The following is an 18,898-nucleotide window of genomic DNA, read 5'->3' as shown; positions in this document are numbered from 1 at the left end:
TTCGGTCGCATGTCGCGCTTGCCCGCGCAGGCGCGACACGCCGCCGAAGCGCGACACGTCGGTCTGCCCGTGGGCCTTGCCGGTCGGGCCCTCGAACGGCGCAAATGTGTGTTGTACGCGTACGGAAACCCATTCCCATCCCGGCGAGGGACAGACGAATCGCCGAGTGTGAAGGCAGGAGGATGCCTGTGGTTGAGCAGGTCGCACTCAATGCTCAGGTGGCGACACCGGATGCCGAAAGCCCGCTGGACCTCGATCGCTCGGCTCTGCTCGCGATGGACCATGGCCGGCTTCGTGCCCTCGCGGCCGAGATCAGGACGCTGCTGGTGGAGCAGGTGTGCGCGTCCGGCGGGCATCTGGGCGTGAACCTGGGCGTGGTGGAGCTGTCGATCGCGCTGCACCGGGTCTTCGACTCCCCGCAGGATCCGATCGTGTTCGACACCGGCCACCAGTCGTACGTCCACAAGATCCTTACGGGGCGGGCGAAGGAGTTCGGGAGCCTGCGCCGGCGCCGGGGCCTTTCGGGCTACCCGTCGCGGGAGGAGTCCGTCCACGACTGGGTGGAGAACTCGCACGCCTCGACCGCGCTCTCCTATGCGCACGGGCTCGCCGCCGGGCTCGGTCTCCACGATCACCAGGCGGGCAGGTCCGTGGCGGCGGTGATCGGGGACGGGGCGATGACCGGAGGGCTCGCCTGGGAGGGACTGAACAATCTGGCCGAGCGCCCGGAGCTGCCGGTGGTGGTCGTGCTCAACGACAACGGCCGCTCCTACGACCCGACGATCGGCGGCCTCGCCCGGCACCTGTCCGGACTGCGTTCCGGGCACAGCGGTCCGGGCGCCGATGGCCCGAACGTGTTCGAGCAGCTGGGACTCGCCTACCTCGGCCCGGTGGACGGGCACGACATCCCCGCCGTGGAGGCCGCGCTGCAAAAGGCGCGCGATATGCGCCAGGTCGTGGTGGTGCACATCGTCACCGACAAGGGCCGCGGCTGGGCACCCGCCGAGACCGACCCGGCGGACCGCATGCACGGGATCGGTGTGCTCGATCCCGTGACCGGAAAACCCCACGCTCCCGCGGGCACTTCGTGGACCGAGGTGTTCGGGCGGGAGATGACCGAACTCGGTGCGGAGTTCGAGGACATCGTGTGCCTGAGCGGCGCGATGCGCGGGCCGGTGGGCCTGGCTCGCTTCGCCGAGCGTTTCCCCGAGCGGTTCTTCGATGTCGGGATCGCCGAGCCGCAGGCGGTGTGCACCGCGTCGGGCATGGCGATGGCCGGGAGCCGACCGGTGGTCGCGGTCTACGCCACCTTCCTCACCCGGGCACTTGACCAGGTGCTCATGGACGTCGCACTGCACCGGATGCCGGTGACGTTCGTGCTCGATCGCGCCGGCGTCACGGGGCCGGACGGAGCGAGCCACCACGGCATGTGGGACCTGGGGTTCCTCGCACAGATCCCCGGCCTGAGAGTGGCCGCCCCGCGTGACGCCGAGCAACTCAAGGCGCTGCTGCGCGAAGCGGTCACGGGAACGGGACCGAGCGTGATCCGTTTTCCGAAGGCCGCGGCAGGAACGGAGATCACGCGGCTGGAGGGCATCGACGGGATCGACGTGCTCCACCGCGACGAGGCGGGCAGGCGCGATGTGCTGCTGCTCGCCTGCGGCCCGCTGGCCGCCGGCGCCGTCGAAGCCGCGAGGCAGCTCGAGGACCGCGGCATCGGGGTGACGGTCGCCGATCCACGCTGGGTCCTGCCGGTTCCCGAAGCCGCGCTCGACCTCGTCCGGAGCCACGACCTCGTGGTGACTGTCGAGGACGGGTGCCGCGTCGCAGGATTCGGCTCCGCGCTCGCCCTCGCCTGCGCGGACGCCGGCCTTCCGAACCAGATACGGGTGCTCGGGCTGCCGAGGGAGTTCATCGAGCACGGTTCGCGCGGCGAACTGCTCGCGGCACACGGTCTCGACGCACCCGGCATCGTCCGCGCGTCCATCGACGCGCTCGCCCTTGCTCGCCCCGCTGAGAGGATGCGATGACCCTCGTCGATCTACCCACCCCCGCTCTCCCCCCGGCCTCCGGGGTCCTGAGCCCGCGCCGCAACAGCAGACCGCTCAAGGTGGGCAGTGTGACCGTGGGCGGCGGGGCGCCGGTCAGCGTGCAGACGATGACCACCACCGTCACCGCCGACGTCGACGCCACCCTGCAGCAGATCGCCGCGGTGACCGCCGCCGGGTGCGACATCGTCCGGGTCGCTGTGCCCTCCCAGGACGACGCCGACGCGCTCGCCTCGATCGTCGGACGGTCCCCGATCCCGGTGATCGCCGACATTCACTTCCAGCCCCGGTACATCTTCGCCGCCATCGATGCCGGGTGCGCGGCCGTGCGGGTCAACCCCGGCAACATCAAGCGCTTCGACGACCAGGTCAAGCGGATCGCCGAGGTGGCGGGCGCGGCTAGCGTCCCGATCCGCATCGGGGTCAACGCGGGTTCCCTCGACTCGCGGCTGATGGACAAGCACGGCGGCCCCACCCCCGCGGCCCTCGCCGAATCGGCGCTGTGGGAGTGCTCGCTGTTCGAGGAGCACGGCTTCACCGATCTGAAGATCGCCGTCAAGCACCACGACCCCCTCGTGATGATCCAGGCCAACCGGATCCTCGCGCGCTCCTGCGACTACCCCCTGCACCTCGGGGTGACCGAGGCCGGACCCGCCTTCCAGGGTTCGATCAAATCCGCCGTCGCGATGGGAGTCCTCCTCGGGGAGGGGATCGGTGACACCATCCGCGTCTCCCTGTCGGAGCCGCCGGTTGAGCAGGTCAAGGCCGGCATCCACATCCTCGCCTCGCTCGGGCTGCGCGCTCGCCGGCTCGAGATCGTCTCGTGCCCCGGGTGCGGACGGCTCCAGGTCGACATCCACTCCCTCGCCAAGAAGGTCGAGGCGGCCTTCGACGGCTTCCCCCACCCGCTGCGGGTGGCGGTGATGGGCTGTGTGGTCAACGGCCCCGGTGAATCGCGCGAGGCGGACCTCGGGGTGTCCTCCGGCAACGGCAAGGGCCAGATCTTCGTACGCGGCCAGGTCGTGGCCACCGTTCCCGAAAACCAGATCGTCGAGCGACTCCTCGAAGAAGCGTTGCGCATCACCGAGTCCGACACCTCAGAGACCGCGGAGGACAGCACGTGACCGGGACCCTTACCTCACCTGCCGGCCTGGACCTCGACTCCTACCGGATCCGGGTGGAGACGCACCTGGAGGCGTTCCTCACCGGGAAGATGCACGCCGCGCAGCCCTACGCGTTTCCCGCGATCGAGGGGCTCCGGACGTTCCTCGCCGCCAGCGGCAAGCGGATCAGGCCTCTGCTCTGCGCGTGCGGCTGGTACGCCGCCGGGGGCGGGTCCGAGGAGGCCGGCCTGGTATCGGCAGGGGCCGCTCTCGAGATGTTCCACGCCTTCGCCCTGATCCACGACGACGTCATGGACCGCTCCGACTTCCGCCGCGGCCAGCCCGCCGTGCACCGGGGCATGGCCACCGAGTTCGCCCGGACCCACTCCCACGCCGAGGCGGAGCAGCTGGGCATCGGTGCCGCGATACTCATCGGCGACCTCGCGATGACCTGGTCCGACGAACTCCTGCGCGGCGTGGGCCTGGCGCCGGAGCGCCACGGCGCCGTGTTCTCGCTGATCGACGAGATGCGCACGGAGGTCATGTACGGGCAATACCTCGACCTCACGGGTGGCGCGCAGCTGGAGGCGAGCACCGACCGGCCGCTCACCGTCATCAAGTACAAGACGGCGAAGTACACGATCGAGCGGCCCCTGCAGATCGGGGCGGCGCTCGCCGGCGCGGACCCACGGCTGCTCGATGACCTCAGCGCCTTCGCGATACCGCTCGGCGAGGCGTTCCAGCTGCGCGACGACCTTCTCGGGATCTTCGGCGACCCGGGTGAGACCGGCAAGTCCCGCCTGGACGACCTGCGCGAGGGCAAGCACACCGTCCTCGTCGCGCTCACCCTGGCCGCCGCCGACCAGAAGCAGGAGGCCGACCTGCGCGCGATCCTCGGCGACCAGGCGATCACGGAGACCGCCGCCGAGCGAGCGAGGGAGATCATGACGGTGACCGGCGCCGCCGAGGGTGTCGAGAAGATGATCGACGAACGCTACCGCCAGGCCCTGGACGCACTCGAGGCCGCCCTCCTGCCCGAACCCGTCGACCACGCGCTGCGCGGCATCGCGCGCGCGGCCGCCTGGAGGAGCTCATGAGCGGCAAGGGGAAGCGGGTGCTGCTCGCCGCGCCCCGGGGCTTCTGCGCCGGAGTCGAGCGGGCGGTCGCCGCGGTGGAGAAGGCGCTCGAACTCTACGGTGCGCCGGTCTACGTGCGGCACGAGATCGTCCACAACGTCCACGTCGTGCGCGAACTCGAAGCCAAGGGCGCCGTGTTCGTCGACGAGGCGGCGCAGGCCCCCGAGGGCGCGATCCTGATGTACTCCGCGCACGGTGTCGCCCCGACCGTGCGCGCCGAGGCCGAGGCACGCGGGCAGCGGACCATCGACGCCACCTGCCCGCTGGTCACCAAGGTCCACAGGGAGGCCCAGCGTTACGCGGCCGAGGACTACCACATCCTCCTGATCGGACACGAGGGGCACGAGGAGGTCATCGGCACCATGGGCCATGCCCCCGGGCAGGTCACCCTGGTCGACGGGCCCGAGGACGCGCTCCGGATCAGCGTGCCCGACCAGGAGAAGCTCGCGTGGCTGTCGCAGACCACCTTGTCCGTGGACGAGACGACCGAGACCGTCGACGTGCTCGCCGAACGCTTCCCCCATCTCCAGGGCCCGCCGAGCTCGGACATCTGTTACGCCACCCAGAACCGGCAGCAGGTCGTCAAGCAGCTCGCCGCCGAAGCCGATCTCGTCCTGATCGTCGGCTCGGCCACGTCCTCCAACTCCCGCCGTCTGGTCGAGGTCGCCGGCCTGGCGGGTGCCCGCCAGGCCCATCTGATCGAAAACGTCACGCGGATCGACGAGGCCTGGCTCGAAGGCTCCGAGACCATCGTGCTGTCCGCCGGCGCCTCGTCTCCCGAGTCCCTCGTCCAGGAGGTCCTCGACTTCCTGGCGGCACGCGGCTGGGACCGGGTCGAGTCCTCCTCGGCCGCGAGCGAGTCGATCACTTTCGCCCTTCCCCATGAACTGGACGCCGACCACCATGGCCGGATGGTCGCAAAGAAGCCGATATAGTCATCGACTTTCTCAGTATCGGTTGAATTGCTCGAGTATTCACGCGACGATCGAGCCGAATCGAATACAGTCGGTGATTGCATCCTGGAGGTTGAAGTGAGCGATGTGACCGTGCGGTCGATTGCTGCCGCCGAGTTGGAAGTCGCATGCCGAATAGTCGGACTCGCCTTCGCCGATAATCCGAGCAATCTGGCCACCGTGCGCGGGGACCAGGACAAGGCCACCCGGGCGATGGAACAGGGAACTCGCATCATCAAGCTCGGGAGCCCTTTCAGTCACGTGCTCGTCGCCGAACGGAAGGGTCGGCTCGTCGGAGTGCTGAACGCGGCGGAATGGCCGCACTGCCAGATGACGATGGGCGAGAAACTCAAAACGGCGCCGATGATGATCCGGACGATCGGCTTCAACTTGCCTCGGGCCTTCAAAGTGATGAGTTCGCGGGCCAAGCACGAGCCCCGCAAGGACCACTGGCACATCGGGCCGGTCGCCGTCCACCCCGAAGAGCAGGGGCACGGGGTCGGGACGGCGCTGCTCAGGACGTTCCTCGACGAGGTCGATCAGCAGAGGACATCCGTCTTCCTGCAGACGGATGTCGACCGCAACGTCGTGCTCTACGGGAGGTTCGGCTTCGAGGTGGTCTCCCAGGAGGAGATCCTCGGCGTCAACACCCGCTTCATGTGGCGCGAGGCGCGCTGATCGACCTCAGCACCGCGTGCAGCTCTTCGATGACCCGTCGGCTGCACGCGGCCGCTGCCGGCACCATGTCCTGCATCAGGAAATAGCCGTGGACGAGACCAGGCCCGGGTACAGCACGCACGGACACGCCTGCGGCGCGCAGCTCATCGGCCAGCCGCACTCCCTCGTCGTGCAGCGGGTCGAACTCGGCTGTGGCGAGCACCGTCGGCGGCAGGCCCCGCAGGTCGGCGTTGAGCAGGTCGACGGCGGGATCGCTGCGGTGCTTCGGGTCGGGGACGTACATCTGGTAGTTCCAGACCATGTCGTCAACGCTCAGCAGGTATCCCTCGGCATGCTCGCAGGCCGAGGCGATCCGCAGGCTCGGATCCACGGGCGGGTACACCAGCAGCAGCGCGGCGACCTCGAAGTCGCCGGTGTCGCGCGCGTCGAAGGCGACGCCCAGCGACAGGCTGGCACCGGCGCTGTCGCCGGCGATCACGTGGTCGCGCCCCGGGAACGACCGAGCCGTCCAGCGGGCCGCGGCGACGGCATCGCGCAGCGGAGTGGGGTAGGGAAACTCCGGGGGCCGTCGATAGTCGGCGGAGACGACCACGGCGCCCAGGGCTGCCGAGAGGATGCGGCACGCCCCGTCGTGACTGTCGAGGTCGCCCATCACCCACCCGCCGCCATGCAGAAATGTGATCACCCGGCGCTCATCCGATTCCGGGGTGTACACCCTGCACCGGATCGAGGATCCGTCCGCAGTGGCGATCGTCTGGTCGACGGAGGTGACGGCCGTGTGGGGGAGGCCGTCTTCGCGGTGCGGGCGCACCGCACTCGCGCGATACCGCTCACGCGCCTGTTCGATGGTCAGGGCGCGATCCGGAATGGGCGGATCCCCTGCGCTCTGCCAGGCGATCAAGTTGCGCAGAAAGCGATCCAAAGGCATCGGGCCCCCCGTGGGCTGGTTCGTGGAATCAATGGCTAATGATAAATGGTTCGTTCTGGAAGAACCATGGTGAAGTTCGCTCGAAAGCGAATGCGGATTACACGAACGCATATGGAAAATTAATCTTTCTCTGGCTCGGGGCCGCTGCTGTACCGTCGAGACGTAGTTCCGGGACGGGGAGAGGGTTGTACTCATGTTCAATCCATTCGAGGACGACAGCCGGGAGTACCTGGCGCTGTGCAATGACGAAGAGCAGTATTCGCTCTGGCCTCAGGACATCGATGTCCCGGCCGGCTGGCGCGTCGTGTACGGGCCGACCGCTCGGGAGAACGTCCTTGACCAGATCGATCGGTTATGGACGGATATGCGTCCGAAGAGCCTGCGGGACTCCATCGGGCAGGGAGACTGTCGGTGACGGCCGATCTGAAGAGCCGGGTGCGATTCGTCCGCTGGCCCGCGGAGAGCAATATTCGTGAGGAGTGCCGGGCAGGGCGGCGTCTTTGTCTACTGGTCGTGGAGCATGGTGCCGCTCCGCCCGAGCGGATCGGTCTGTACGAGGACTGGGTGCGCCCGCCCATCGTGCCGGAGGATCTCCAGGCCCGGGTCAGTCAGCTGGAGGCCCGCGCCGTCCTCAATGAGAAGCCCGTGCTCGACCCGGCCGGCATTCTCTGTTTCCGGGAATCGTCCGTCACGCTCTCGATGATCCAGTGCGAACTCCTGGCCCCGCTGGTCACCCGGTACTGCCAGGTCGTCTACCGCAACGAACTGGGGAAGATCCTCGAGCAGTGCGGTGCCAGCGCGTCCAGTAACGCGATCGACCTGCACGTGCTCCGGCTGCGCCGACGCCTGCAGCCCGTCGGCCTCGCGCTGCGCAACGTCTGGGGACGCGGCTTCACCATCGAGCCGAACTAGCCCCGCGCACCACTTTTCGTACCCATCACGCTGGAAGTCTGCGTCGGAGGCGGAGTTGAGTGTTTTCTCGGATTTCTTCGAGTCCAAGGTCGCCGAGTCGGCCGATGCTCCGTCGGTCGTCTTCAAGGACACCGTTGTCGGCTACGCGGAGCTGAACGCACGGGCGAACCGGCTCGCCAGGCGGCTGATCGCATCCGGCGTCGGCCCGGACCGCCTGGTCGCGATCGCGGTGCCGCGTTCGGTGCACCTGGTGGTCGCGGTGCTCGCCGTGCTGAAGGCCGGCGGCGCGTACCTGCCGCTGGACCCGGCCTATCCGGCCGATCGGCTGACGCACATGGTCATGGACGCGAAGCCGGTCATGTTGCTGCGGACCAAGGACGTCACCTCGCTGCAGCTGGAGCTGGACGAGGTCGTGCTCGGCGACCCGTCCTTCGAGGCCGCCTGCGAGCAGGAGAACGGCGGCGACATCACTCAGGACGAGCGCATCGCACCGCTGCGCCCTGCCCATCTGATGTACGTCATCTACACCTCCGGTTCGACCGGCGTGCCCAAGGGCGTCGCGGTCAGCCACCTCGGCGTGGCCGACCTGGTCTCGACCCAGGCGCGGGTGTTCCAGGTCCGCCCCGGCGAGCGCGTGCTGCAGTGGGCGTCCTTCAGTTTCGACGCCTGGTTCTGGGACTTCACGCTGGCCCTGCTGAACGGCGCGGCACTCGTCATGGCCGAGCAGCACGAGCTGATGCCGGGTGAGTCGCTGCGTGAAACCATGCTGAGGCACGAGGTCAACCACGCGGTCATGCCGCCGGTGGCGCTGGGCATCACCGACAGCGAGGGACTTCTGCTCGGCGGCACCATCACCTCCACCGGCGACGTCTGCACGAGGTCCCTGGCGGCGGAGTGGTCCAAGGGCAGGCGCCTCTACAACGGCTACGGTCCGACCGAGGTGACCGTGGGCGCGTCGATCGGCGGCCCGATCGAAGGCATCCAGGAGGAGGTGTCCGTCGGGACGCCGTGGGACGGCAGCGCGGTGTACGTGCTCGACGAGACGCTGAGCGATCTGCGCGACGGCACGGACGGCGAGCTGTACCTGGCGGGCTCCGGAGTGGCGCGGGGTTACCTGAACCGGCCGGGCCTGACCGCGGCCCGGTTCGTCGCGGACCCGTACGGCCCGCCCGGCAGCAGGATGTACCGGTCGGGCGACAAGGGCAGGCGCGAGGCCGGTGGTGAGCTCTTCTTCACCGGCCGGGTCGACAACCAGGTCAAGGTGCGTGGCTTCCGCGTCGAACTGGGCGAGGTCGAGGCGCGGTTGGAGAGCCACCGGGCCGTGGAGATCGTCGTCGCGGTCGTGAGCGGTGACGACGCCTCATCCCAGTACATCGTCGCCTACGTCAAGCCCTCGGAGCGTCACGAGGTGACGGAGGAGCAGCTGCGCGAGCATGCTCGCGGCGCCCTCCCCGAGCACATGGTCCCGTCGGCCATCGTCCTGCTCGACCGGTTCCCGACCCTGCTGAACGGGAAGATCGATCGCAGGGAACTCGAGGATCGGGCGGCGCGCACCGCGCCCGACACCGAGGCGCCCGTCGCTGCGGGGGAGGGGGGATCGTACGAGCAGATCCTCTGCGCCATGGTGAGGGAGACGCTGAAGGTCGGTGAAGTGACACCCGAGGACAACTTCTTCGATCTGGGCGGCTACTCGGTGCTCGCCGCGAAGCTGGTCAGGCGGGTGCGCAAGGAGCTCGGGGTGGTCGTGCCGATGCGGGACATGCTCGCGGCCGAGAGCATCGCGGAGCTGGCGAAGATCATGGAGCGGGCCGAGCGCGCCTGATCCGGCGTCAGCGGCCTTCGAAGCGGACCGGCAGGTCGTCGTAGCCGTTGAGGAAGTTCGAATAGATCGGCCGGGGCGTGCCGCACAGCTCCATCCGGTCGACGTGGGCCACCAGGGCGGTCAGCAGCATCCTCAACTCCGCGCGGGCGAGGAACGCACCCAGGCAGTAGTGCGGGCCGTGGCCGAACGAGAGGTGCTTGTTGGGCGAGCGGGACAGCGTGAACCGGCGCGGCTCGTCGAAGACCGCCTCGTCGTTGTTGGCGGAGACGGTCCACAGCGTGACGATGTCGCCGGCGCGTACCTCGTTGCCGTTGATCTCCATGTCCCGTACGGCGGTGCGGGCCAGGTGGAAGGAAGGCGTCGACCAGCGAAGGACCTCCTCCACGGCCGACTCGACGGAGACCTCGCCCGTTCGCAGGGCCTGCCACTGGCCGGGATTGTCGATCAGGGCGCGTACCGCGCAGATCGCCGAGACCCGGGACGTCTCGTCGCCACCGAGGATCAGGCTGTAGCAGTTGACCGCGAGTTCCTCGTCGGTGAGCGGGCGGCCCTCGATCTCGGCGGCGGCGAGCAGGCTGATGACGTCGGAGCCGGGGTCGTCCCGGCGCTCCTGCGCCAGATCCATGAAATAGAGCACGATCTCGTTGCGGGCGCCGAGCGCGTCGAGCTCATCGTGCTCGGCGTGGACCGACGAGAGCGCCATCTTGTTCCATCGCAACAGGTCACCCCGGTCCGCCGCGGGAATGGACAGCAGATCGCAGATCGTGTTCATCGGGATCTGGTCGGCGATCTCCGCGGCGAAGTCGAACGAGCCGCGGCCGACGACCGCGGACACGAGTTCACTCGTACGCCGCCCGACCTTCTCGACGACCTCGCCGAGGACCCGCGGCGTGAACGAACTGAACATGAGATTGCGCAGGGGCCGGTGGCGCGGAGCGTCCGTGACCGCCACCATGCTCCCGCCGGCGGAGTCGTCGCCGCGCAGGACGACGTCCAGGACGTTTCCCCGAGAGGAGATCAGGGACTCGTCGGTGTACAGCCGTTGCACGTCGGCGTACCGGGACACCACCCAGAATCCCGGGTTGCGGGCCGTGGGCTCGTGCCAGTAGACGGGGTTCTGGTCCCGCACTCCACGCCAGAACTCGTGAACGTCGTTCTCCACGAACGTGGCCGGATCAGTGAGGTCCAGCGAACGTGCACCGAGATCGGTCCGGCTCATGTCTGACGATTCCTTCCCGCTGGGTGGAGCGGCTGGTGGAGTGGCTGGGGGAGTGGAGTGGGAGCCGCGCCCGCCGGCCGCACGCCGACGGCGTGCGGCCGACAGGGATGAACCACCGGCCCGCAGGGGATGCCGGGCGTGGCCGGACCGGTGGTCGTACATGTCACCGCCTCGCCGGGACCTCCGGATAGCGGGCGATGACCGGTTCGCTGGCCTTCGGGCCCCGGGCGAAGACGTAGTCGGCGGTGTCGAGCCGGTGGCCGGTCACCCGGTCGACCACGACCGGGTCCACCGCCACACCCGTCTCCTTGTCGACCAGGACGACGCTGCGGTCCTCCGGTTCCAGCCGGTGGTTTCCGAAGGCCGCCATGACCAGGAGGAGCGGGCGCAGCGAGCGGCCCAGATCGGTGGGCCGGTACGTCAGGTCACCGGGCTCGGCAGGCTCGGCAGCGTCGTCGATCTCGAGAAGGCCCTTGGCCGTCAGCACGGCGATCCGGTCCGCCAGGACGTCGGCGGGGGTCTGCAGGTTCCGGCGGATCGATGCGAGCCGGGTGTGGCCGTCGAGGACCTCGTGCAGGATCTCCAACGTCCACCACTGGTCGATCAGTTCGGCCGTGCGGGCCAGCGGGCAGTCATGGATGCGCGCCCGGGTCACCGTCCGCACCCCTCGTCCGTGGGAGCCGGCAGCGACCAGTACCGCCGCATTCCGTACAGCAGCGGGTTCACCGGCCGGGTCGCGTGGGTCGCCACCTGGAGCACCTGCCCGAAGACCACGACATGGTCCCCGACCGGCAGCGTCTCGGTGACGCGGCAGTCCGCGATGGTGTGGGCCTCCTCGATCAGGTGCGGGACGCCGGACTCCGGGTCCCGGACCCATCCGACCTTCTCGAACCGGTCCGGCGCCCCGGAGGAGAACAGCTGCGCCACCGGCTCGGCCTGATCGTGCAGGAGGTTGACGGCGAACGCCGACGTTTTCAGGAGCGCCGCCAGCGTCGGGCTCTGCGCACGCAGGCAGACCAGCAGGGTGGGTGGTTCGAGCGAGACACCGCACAACGAGGAGCAGGTCATGCCCCACGGCTCGTCATCGGGTCCCACGGTCGTCACGATCGTGACGCCTGCCAGGTGCGCCGTCATGAGGGAACGAAAGGTCGCCGGATCGACCATCTCCCGCGTTGCTGTGCCGGCCAGGGAATCCGTCACGTCCTGTCACCCCCTCTTTTCGGCGACGCACTCCTCGACGAACTCCACGATCCGCCGCACGCCGGTCTCCAGTGCCGCCGGATCGACGCAGAACGCGATCCGGACCAGGTGCCGCGCCCAGGGCGCGTAGTCGTGGGAACGGATGCGGCCCTTGTCGTCGACATCGGGGCGCATGGCGAAGCCGTTGCCCGCCACCACCGCGACGCCCTTGCGTTCGAGGAGCCGCATCGCGAACGTCTCGGCGTCCAGGCCGGACCTGGTCACGTCGAGCATCGCGTACCAGCCGCCCGCGGGCAGCTCGCTCAGCAGTCCGGCCTTGATCAGCGGCGGCAGTGCCACGTCCCGATTGCGCTGCACCAGCTTGCGGTTGGTCGCCGTCGAGTCCGCCCGGCCGTTCAACGCGGCGATGCCCGCGTGCTGCACCGGCGTCGACGTGCCGATGATGCCGGCCTCCTGGACGACCTTCATGACGTCGGCGGCGCGATCGGTGGCCGGCGCCACGTAGCCCAGCCGGTAGCCGGTCATCGCGAAGCCCTTGGAGAAGGTGAAGACGCTGTGCACGATGCGCTCGGCGACCGGGACGTCCCGCTCGAAGGAGGCGACCGAGATGTGCTCGCCCTCGTAGCAGAAGTGCTCGTAGGCCTCGTCGCTGATGACCTGCCAGTTGTTCCTGCGGGCCAGGTCCAGCAGGGTGCGGATCTCGTCGCCGTCGAGGACGGCGCCGGTCGGGTTGGCCGGCGAGTTGATCAGAAGGACCCGGGTGCGGGGCGTCGCGGCGGCCGCGATCCTGTCGGGATCGGGCCGGAAACCGGGGCCGAGCGGGTACAGGACGGGGCGGAAGCCCGCGAGCAGGCTCTGCTGCAGGTGGACCGGCCAGTGCAGCTCCGGCAGCAGGATCTCGGCGCCGGGCTCGGAGAGCGAATGCAGGAGGCCGGTCAGGCCCTGGGCCGAACCGGGTGAGATCAGAAGCCTGTTGACATCACTGTCCAACGCGTTGTCCGTACGCAGCTTCTCGGCCGCCGCCTCCCGCAGAGCGGTCAGGCCCTCGACACCGGTGTACTTGGTGTCGCCGCGCCGCACGGCATCCACGAAGGCCTGGGCGACATCGTCGGACGGATGGAAATACGGGTCGCCGACGTGCAGCTTCACCACGTCGACGCCGGTCTCCTTCTCCAGCTTCTCCGCCGCCCAGAAGATGCTGACCAGGCACGACGAAGGAATGGAGCCGGCGACGGACAAGTTCTCTGGACTCACGCTCATACCCCTTTGTTCTGCGAGAGTGTGCTGGGCTTGCGGGTCGCTCATGCCGTACGCCCACCGTCGACGGGCATCAGGGCACCGGTGACCCAGCCCGACACCTCCGAGTCGAGCAGCAGGCAGACCCACCGGCCGATCTCCCTGTCCTCCCCGAACCGCCCCATCGGGGTCGACTCGAGCAGGCCCGCCCGCAGCCGTTCGGCCCCCGCCGCGTCCAGGCCGGTCTCGTCCCACATCGGCGTCAGGACCGGTCCGGGCAGGATGGCGTTCACCCGTACGTCCGGCGCGAACTCCACCGCCAGGGAACGGGTCAGGCTGTTGACGGCCGCCTTGGTCGCACCGTAGAAAGCCCGCCCCGGCATGGACAGGACCCCGCCGACCGACGAGACGTTGACGACGCTGCCCCGGCCGGCTCGAAGATGCGGCAGGGCGCACCGGATCAGCTCGGCGGGCGCACGGACGTTGACGGCGAACATCGCGTCGAACAGCGCGGGGTCGACCGTGTCCAGGTTGCCGAACCGGGCCAGGCCCGCATTGTTGACGACGGCGTCGAGCCGACCGAACCTGTCGAGCGCCGCGGCGACGATCCGTTCGGCGGCCCCGGGCGCGGCGACGTCCTGTGCCACGACGGAAATGGCGTCCCCGTACCGCTCCGCCAGCTCCCGCAGCGGTTCCTCGCGGCGGCCGACCACCGTGATGTCGGCGCCCGCCTTCAGTACGCATTCCGTGATCCCCCGGCCGATGCCGGTGGCCGCGCCGGTGACGATGACGGACTTGCCGGCAAGGGTCATGGCAGGGTCGCCCTTTCCAGGAGGACTTCGGTGATGTCGGCGATCAGCGCAGAGGGCTCGGAGAGCAACCCGAAGTGCCCGCCGGGCCAGGCCCGCACGCTGGTGGGGCCGGTGGTGACCGTGGTCCAGGGCTCGACCCGCGCGGAGTCCACCAGCGGATCCTCGGTGTTGTAGTGGCAACGGACCTGGCAGCGAAGCGGCTCCTGATCTGCCGCGGGCCGGTAGGTCTCGTTGAGCTCGATGTACGCACGAAGGGTCGGGAGCAGCAGATCTCGTAGCTCTTGGTCGTCCGCGATCGACGGGTCGATTCCGCCGAAATCCCGCAGGGTGGACCACAGCTCCGCGTCACAGGACCGGTGCATCGTGCCGCCGTGAGCCCGCCCCGGTGCGAGCGAGCCCGAGACGACGAGGCCGTGCGCGGGGCGTCCGTCCGCCTGCAGCGCTCTCGCGGTCTCGTACGCGGCCAGCGCGCCCAGACTGTGCCCGAACAGGACGCAGCGGGCCGACTCCAGTCGCGCGAGCTCCGCCGCCACGCACGACGCGATATCGGCGATGCCGCCCGGGGGCGCCTCGCGCATCCGGTCCGCCTGGCCCGGGTACTGCACGGCGAGCAGCTGGGTGCCCGCCGGCATCGCCGATGACCAGTCGCGGTAGTTCGCGGCGGTGCCACCGGAATAGGGAAAGCAGACCAGCCGCGCCGTCGGGCGCTCCTCGCCCCCGATGACCCGCACCCAGTTCCGCCCATGAGCTCGCACTCGGTTCACGACATGAGGTTCACCAAGCCCTCGGCCTCCCTGGCCAAAACTTTCAAAGCTCTGTCGGGGGTTGATGCGGCGCCCGGGCCCCTGCCCGACTCTGAAGGCGCCGCAACCGAGGAGGACGCATGCTGGACGGGTTCGTGCCGTGGCCACCCGACTTCGCGGAGAGATACCGGCGAGTCGGCTACTGGACGGGTGTCTCCCTCCGGCAGCGGGTGGCCGACAGTGCAGAGCGACAGCCGGGCAAGGTCGCCGCGGTGGACATGAAACGCCGGGTCACCTACGCGGAGCTGCTCGACGAGGCCGACCGCATCGCGTCCGGCTTGCTGGAGCTCGGCGTCCGCAGGCACGACCGGGTCGTGCTGCACCTGCCGAACGTCATCGAGTTCCTGACCACCATGATCGGCATGTTCCACATCGGGGCCATCCCCGTGATGGCGCTGCCCGGACATCGCCGGGACGAGATCCTGCACCTGGTACGCGCCTCGGAAGCGGTGGCCTACGTCGGCCCGGACCGTTTCCAGGGGTTCGACCACCGCAAGCTGGCCCGCGAGGTGCGCGCTGACGCACCGGGGCTGCGGCACATCGTGATAGCCGGCGAGGCACAGGAGCACACGCCGCTGTCCGAGCTGGCCGCCGCGGAGCCGCGGGATCTGCCGGCGGTCGACGCGTCCGAGGTGGCGCTGCTGCTGCTGTCGGGCGGGACCACCGGGGTGCCGAAGCTGATTCCCCGGACCCACGACGACTACGCCTACAACATGCTCGCGTGCGCCGAGGCGACCGGGTTCGACGAGAACGGTGTGTACCTCGCCGCGAATCCCGTGCCGCACAACGCCGCGCTCGGCTGCCCCGGCGTGCTGGGCGCGCTGCTCGTCGGCGGAACGGCCGTCCTGGCCGCCAACCCCAGTCCCGGCCTGGTGTTCCCGCTCATCAGGAAGGAGGGCGTCACGCTCACCGCACTGGTGCCCGCGATGGCGCTGCTGTGGGCGGAAGAGGCGCTCAGCGACCCGGTCGACATGACCGGCATGACCGTTCAGGTGGGCAGCTCGAAGTTCGGGCCGGCCGCGGCGGAACGGGTCAGCAAGAACCTCGGCTGCCGGATCATGAACGTGTTCGGCACCGGTGAGGGCCTGATCACCCACACGCGGCTCGACGATCCGCAGGAGGTCGTCTTCGGCACCGAGGGCAAGCCGCTGTCGCCCGACGACGAGATCAGGATCGTCGACGCCGACGACAACGACGTCGCCCCCGGCGTGACCGGCGAGCTGCTCACCCGTGGCCCGTACACGATCCGGGGCTATTTCGCCGCGCCGGAGGCCAATCGCCGGTCGTTCACCGCTGACGGGTTCTACCGCACGGGCGACCTGGCCCGCATGACAGCGGACGGGAACATCGTCATCGAGGGCCGGCTGAAGGACATCATCCACCACCTCGGCGAGAAGGTCTCGGCCGAGGAGGTGGAGGGCCACGTGCTGACCCACCCGCTGGTCCGGGACGCCGCGGTCGTCGGCGTGCCGGACGAGGAGCGCGACGAGCGCGTCTGCGTGTTCGTCGTCCTTGCCGCGGGCGCGGACGCCGCGGCCGCACCGCTCTCGCTGCGCTCGATCAGGGAGCACATCCGCGACCGCGGCCTCGCGGCCTACAAGCTGCCGGACGACCTGGTCGTCGTGCCCGATTTCCCCCGCACTCCCGTCGGGAAGATCGACAAGAGGCTTCTGCGCGAGGGGCAGATGCAGTGAACGATCAGTCAGACACCGAGCACTGTCCGGCGTACGGGGAAAGGCTCAGGCTGGACGAGCTCCTCGAGATCGCCTGCGTGCGCGACACCCCGGAACGTGCCCTGTTCTTCGGGGCCCACCAGGCATGTGAGATCTGGTTCGCGGTCGTCCTGCGCCACCTGGAGTTCGCACGTCAGGCGCTGACCGAGGAGAAAGGTGCCGAGGCCTGCGAACATCTCGAGCGGCTGCCCCACATCATGCTGGCGGTCACTCAGCACTTCGACGTCTTCCGCGCGTTGACGCCGGATGAGTTCAACGCCATCCGCGTGACGCTCGGGACGTCGAGCGGCTTCCAGTCCGTCCAGTTCCGCGAGATCGAGTACGTCTGCGGGGCCAGGGACCGCCGGCATCTGAACATCGCCGGCCTGTCCGACCGTGACCGGGCCCGGTTGCTCGTGCGCCTCGACGAGCAGTCGCTGGACGACGCGTTCGTCGAGTACCGGGGCCGTGGCGGTGCGGACGTCGAGCGGATCCACGACGCGATGGCCGCCTACGACGCCGCGATGCGCACCTGCCGGGGGCGGCACGCCGCCGTGGCGGAGTCGCTCCTCGGCGGCGAGGCGGGCACGGCGGGCTCGTCCGGAGCCGCGTACCTGTGGCGCGCGGCCGAGCGAACCCTTTTTCCGCAACTCGTTGCGGCCGAGGAACTGGCGTAACCCGATTTTTTCGTTGACGCGTTGATGAAGGAGTACGCAGTGATGACTGGTAGTGGCGCTGACAGCCGGCAGGCGAAGGACCCGGGCAAGACGAAGCGGGTCGTGATCGTCGGTGGCGGTACGGCGGGATGGATGACGGCGTCTTACCTGACCGCCGCGTTCGGCGACCGGATCGACCTGACCGTCGTGGAATCGGCGCGGGTCGGCACCGTCGGGGTCGGCGAGGCGACGTTCAGCGACATCAGGCACTTCTTCGAGTTCCTCCGGCTGGAGGAGAAGGACTGGATGCCGGCCTGCAACGCGACCTACAAACTGGCGGTTCGGTTCGAGAACTGGCGGGAACCGGGTCATCACTTCTACCACCCGTTCGAGCAGCTCGGCTCGGTCGACGGGTTCCCGCTCAGCGACTGGTGGCTGCGCAACCCGACCACGAGCCGGTTCGACAAGGACTGCTTCGTGATGGCGTCGCTGTGCGACGCCGAGCGCTCGCCCCGCTATCTCGACGGAAAGCTGATCGACCAGGGATTCGTCGAGCACGAGCGCGAGGAGACCTCGGCCCGTTCGACGATCGTGGAGTACCAGGGGACGCAGTTCCCCTACGCCTACCACTTCGAAGCGGCCCTGCTGGCGAAGTACCTGGCGAAGTACTCCACCCAGCGCGGCGTCCGGCACATCTCCGACGACGTCACGGACATCGCGCTCGACGAGGACGGGTTCATCTCGCACGTGCAGACGGCCGAACACGGGCGGCTCGAGGGCGACCTGTTCGTGGACTGCACCGGGTTCCGCGCGCTGCTGATGAACAAGGCGCTCGATGAGCCCTTCGTGTCGTACCAGGACACGCTGCCCAACGACAGCGCGGTCGCACTCCAGGTGCCGCTGGACATGGACCGCGAGCCGATGCGGCCGTGCACCACCGCGACGGCCCAGGAGGCGGGGTGGATCTGGACCATCCCGCTGATCAGCCGCATCGGCTCCGGCTACGTCTACGCCAGCGACTACACCACGCCCGAGGAGGCGGAGCGCACGCTGCGTGAGTTCATAGGCCCCGCGGCAGCGGACGCCGAGGCGAACCACATCAAGATGCGCATCGGCCGCAGCCGCCGCTCCTGGGTGAAGAACTGCGTGGCCGTCGGTCTTTCGAGCGGGTTCGTGGAGCCGTTGGAGTCGACCGGCATCTTCTTCATCCACCACTCCATCGAGCAGATCGTCAAGTACTTCCCGGCCGGCCGCGATGACCATCACCTGCGCAATCTGTACAACGAATCGATCGAGCACGTGATGGACGGCGTCCGCGAGTTCCTGGTGCTGCACTACGTGGGCGCCAAGCGCGCCGACAACCAGTACTGGAAGGACACGAAGACGCGCACGATCCCGGACGCGCTGGCCGAGCGCATCGAGATCTGGAAGCACAAGGTGCCGGACGCGCAGACCGTTTACCCGTACTACCACGGGCTTCCGCCGTACTCGTACAACTGCATCCTGCTGGGCACCGGCGGTATCGAGGTCCGTCACTCGCCCGCACTCGACATGGCCGACGAGCGGGCGGCGCTGGGCGAGTTCGAGCGCATCCGCCTGAAGGCGGAGAAGCTCGTGCAGGAACTCCCGACCCAGAACGAGTACTTCGCGAACATGCGCGCCGGCGCGATCTGAGGGAGT

The 18,898-nt window shown here is 69.0% G+C and carries 18 protein-coding genes; 11 read left to right on the top strand and 7 right to left on the bottom strand.

Annotated elements, in window-relative coordinates; translation table 11 throughout:
* The first annotated feature begins 182 nt into the window (after window positions 1-182).
* The 5 genes from ACZ5WE_RS03795 (at window position 183) to ACZ5WE_RS03775 (ending at window position 5,918) form a co-directional block, all read left to right on the top strand.
* On the top strand, window positions 183-2,030 hold the full coding sequence (locus ACZ5WE_RS03795) for a 1-deoxy-D-xylulose-5-phosphate synthase (RefSeq protein WP_467687801.1): 1,848 nt from the start codon (window positions 183-185) through the stop codon (window positions 2,028-2,030).
* Window positions 2,027-3,172, top strand: coding sequence for a flavodoxin-dependent (E)-4-hydroxy-3-methylbut-2-enyl-diphosphate synthase (ispG, locus tag ACZ5WE_RS03790; RefSeq protein ID WP_467687802.1), 1,146 nt, complete (start codon window positions 2,027-2,029; stop codon window positions 3,170-3,172). The genes ACZ5WE_RS03795 and ispG overlap by 4 nt, the downstream gene beginning before the upstream one ends.
* The gene (locus ACZ5WE_RS03785; protein WP_467687804.1) at window positions 3,169-4,248 is read left to right on the top strand and encodes a polyprenyl synthetase family protein; all 1,080 of its coding nucleotides are present in this window, start codon (window positions 3,169-3,171) and stop codon (window positions 4,246-4,248) included. Before ispG ends, ACZ5WE_RS03785 begins: the two co-directional genes overlap by 4 nt.
* Window positions 4,245-5,222 (top strand): 4-hydroxy-3-methylbut-2-enyl diphosphate reductase, encoded by a 978-nt coding sequence (locus ACZ5WE_RS03780; RefSeq protein WP_467687806.1) that lies wholly within the window; start codon window positions 4,245-4,247, stop codon window positions 5,220-5,222. Before ACZ5WE_RS03785 ends, ACZ5WE_RS03780 begins: the two co-directional genes overlap by 4 nt.
* Before the next feature lie 96 nt (window positions 5,223-5,318).
* The gene (locus tag ACZ5WE_RS03775) at window positions 5,319-5,918 is read left to right on the top strand and encodes a GNAT family N-acetyltransferase (protein WP_467687807.1); all 600 of its coding nucleotides are present in this window, start codon (window positions 5,319-5,321) and stop codon (window positions 5,916-5,918) included.
* On the opposite strand, the gene ACZ5WE_RS03770 is transcribed toward ACZ5WE_RS03775, so the two are convergent.
* On the bottom strand, window positions 5,896-7,041 hold the full coding sequence (locus tag ACZ5WE_RS03770) for an alpha/beta hydrolase (protein ID WP_467687808.1): 1,146 nt from the start codon (window positions 7,039-7,041) through the stop codon (window positions 5,896-5,898). The genes ACZ5WE_RS03775 and ACZ5WE_RS03770 overlap by 23 nt on opposite strands.
* On the opposite strand from ACZ5WE_RS03770, the gene ACZ5WE_RS03765 reads away from it, so the two are divergent.
* Genes ACZ5WE_RS03765 through ACZ5WE_RS03755 form a run of 3 tightly spaced genes read left to right on the top strand, consistent with a single transcriptional unit; the run spans window position 7,040 to window position 9,580 of the window.
* A complete protein-coding gene (locus ACZ5WE_RS03765) occupies window positions 7,040-7,261 on the top strand; it encodes an MbtH family protein (protein ID WP_467687809.1) in 222 nt (73 codons plus the stop codon). The two genes, ACZ5WE_RS03770 and ACZ5WE_RS03765, sit on opposite strands and share 2 nt — an antisense overlap.
* Window positions 7,258-7,758 carry a winged helix-turn-helix domain-containing protein gene (locus ACZ5WE_RS03760; RefSeq protein ID WP_467687810.1) on the top strand — a complete coding sequence of 167 codons (501 nt, stop codon included), beginning with the start codon at window positions 7,258-7,260 and terminating at the stop codon, window positions 7,756-7,758. Before ACZ5WE_RS03765 ends, ACZ5WE_RS03760 begins: the two co-directional genes overlap by 4 nt.
* Window positions 7,759-7,813: 55 nt before the next feature.
* Window positions 7,814-9,580, top strand: coding sequence for a non-ribosomal peptide synthetase (locus tag ACZ5WE_RS03755; protein ID WP_467687812.1), 1,767 nt, complete (start codon window positions 7,814-7,816; stop codon window positions 9,578-9,580).
* A gap of 7 nt (window positions 9,581-9,587) precedes the next feature.
* On the opposite strand, the gene ACZ5WE_RS03750 is transcribed toward ACZ5WE_RS03755, so the two are convergent.
* The 6 genes from ACZ5WE_RS03750 to ACZ5WE_RS03725 all read right to left on the bottom strand — a co-directional run bounded on the left by ACZ5WE_RS03750 (window position 9,588) and on the right by ACZ5WE_RS03725 (window position 14,811).
* A complete protein-coding gene (locus ACZ5WE_RS03750; RefSeq protein ID WP_467687814.1) occupies window positions 9,588-10,799 on the bottom strand; it encodes a cytochrome P450 in 1,212 nt (403 codons plus the stop codon).
* Between the two features lie 163 nt (window positions 10,800-10,962).
* Window positions 10,963-11,454, bottom strand: coding sequence for a winged helix-turn-helix transcriptional regulator (locus ACZ5WE_RS03745; RefSeq protein WP_467687816.1), 492 nt, complete (start codon window positions 11,452-11,454; stop codon window positions 10,963-10,965).
* On the bottom strand, window positions 11,451-11,933 hold the full coding sequence (locus ACZ5WE_RS03740) for a flavin reductase family protein (protein ID WP_467687818.1): 483 nt from the start codon (window positions 11,931-11,933) through the stop codon (window positions 11,451-11,453). Before ACZ5WE_RS03740 ends, ACZ5WE_RS03745 begins: the two co-directional genes overlap by 4 nt.
* A 72-nt stretch (window positions 11,934-12,005) precedes the next feature.
* Entirely contained in the window at window positions 12,006-13,259 is a 1,254-nt protein-coding gene (locus ACZ5WE_RS03735; protein WP_467687820.1) for a pyridoxal phosphate-dependent aminotransferase, read from the bottom strand.
* Between the two features lie 41 nt (window positions 13,260-13,300).
* Window positions 13,301-14,047: an SDR family NAD(P)-dependent oxidoreductase gene (locus ACZ5WE_RS03730; protein WP_467687822.1), complete on the bottom strand. Its 747-nt coding sequence runs from the start codon at window positions 14,045-14,047 to the stop codon at window positions 13,301-13,303.
* Entirely contained in the window at window positions 14,044-14,811 is a 768-nt protein-coding gene (locus ACZ5WE_RS03725) for a thioesterase II family protein (protein ID WP_467687823.1), read from the bottom strand. The genes ACZ5WE_RS03730 and ACZ5WE_RS03725 overlap by 4 nt, the downstream gene beginning before the upstream one ends.
* A gap of 119 nt (window positions 14,812-14,930) precedes the next feature.
* On the opposite strand from ACZ5WE_RS03725, the gene ACZ5WE_RS03720 reads away from it, so the two are divergent.
* The 3 genes from ACZ5WE_RS03720 to ACZ5WE_RS03710 are packed head-to-tail and all read left to right on the top strand — an operon-like array spanning window position 14,931 to window position 18,892.
* Complete coding sequence (locus tag ACZ5WE_RS03720) at window positions 14,931-16,544, top strand: (2,3-dihydroxybenzoyl)adenylate synthase (RefSeq protein WP_467687825.1); 1,614 nt, start codon at window positions 14,931-14,933, stop codon at window positions 16,542-16,544.
* Window positions 16,541-17,239, top strand: a complete 699-nt coding sequence (locus ACZ5WE_RS03715; RefSeq protein ID WP_467687827.1) for a tryptophan 2,3-dioxygenase family protein — start codon at window positions 16,541-16,543, stop codon at window positions 17,237-17,239. Before ACZ5WE_RS03720 ends, ACZ5WE_RS03715 begins: the two co-directional genes overlap by 4 nt.
* 42 nt (window positions 17,240-17,281) lie before the next feature.
* Window positions 17,282-18,892, top strand: coding sequence for a tryptophan halogenase family protein (locus ACZ5WE_RS03710; RefSeq protein ID WP_467687829.1), 1,611 nt, complete (start codon window positions 17,282-17,284; stop codon window positions 18,890-18,892).
* Window positions 18,893-18,898 lie beyond the last annotated feature (6 nt).

Source organism: Streptomyces sp. NPDC033180 (assembly GCF_055577645.1).
This window is presented reverse-complemented; position numbering and strand designations above follow the sequence as displayed.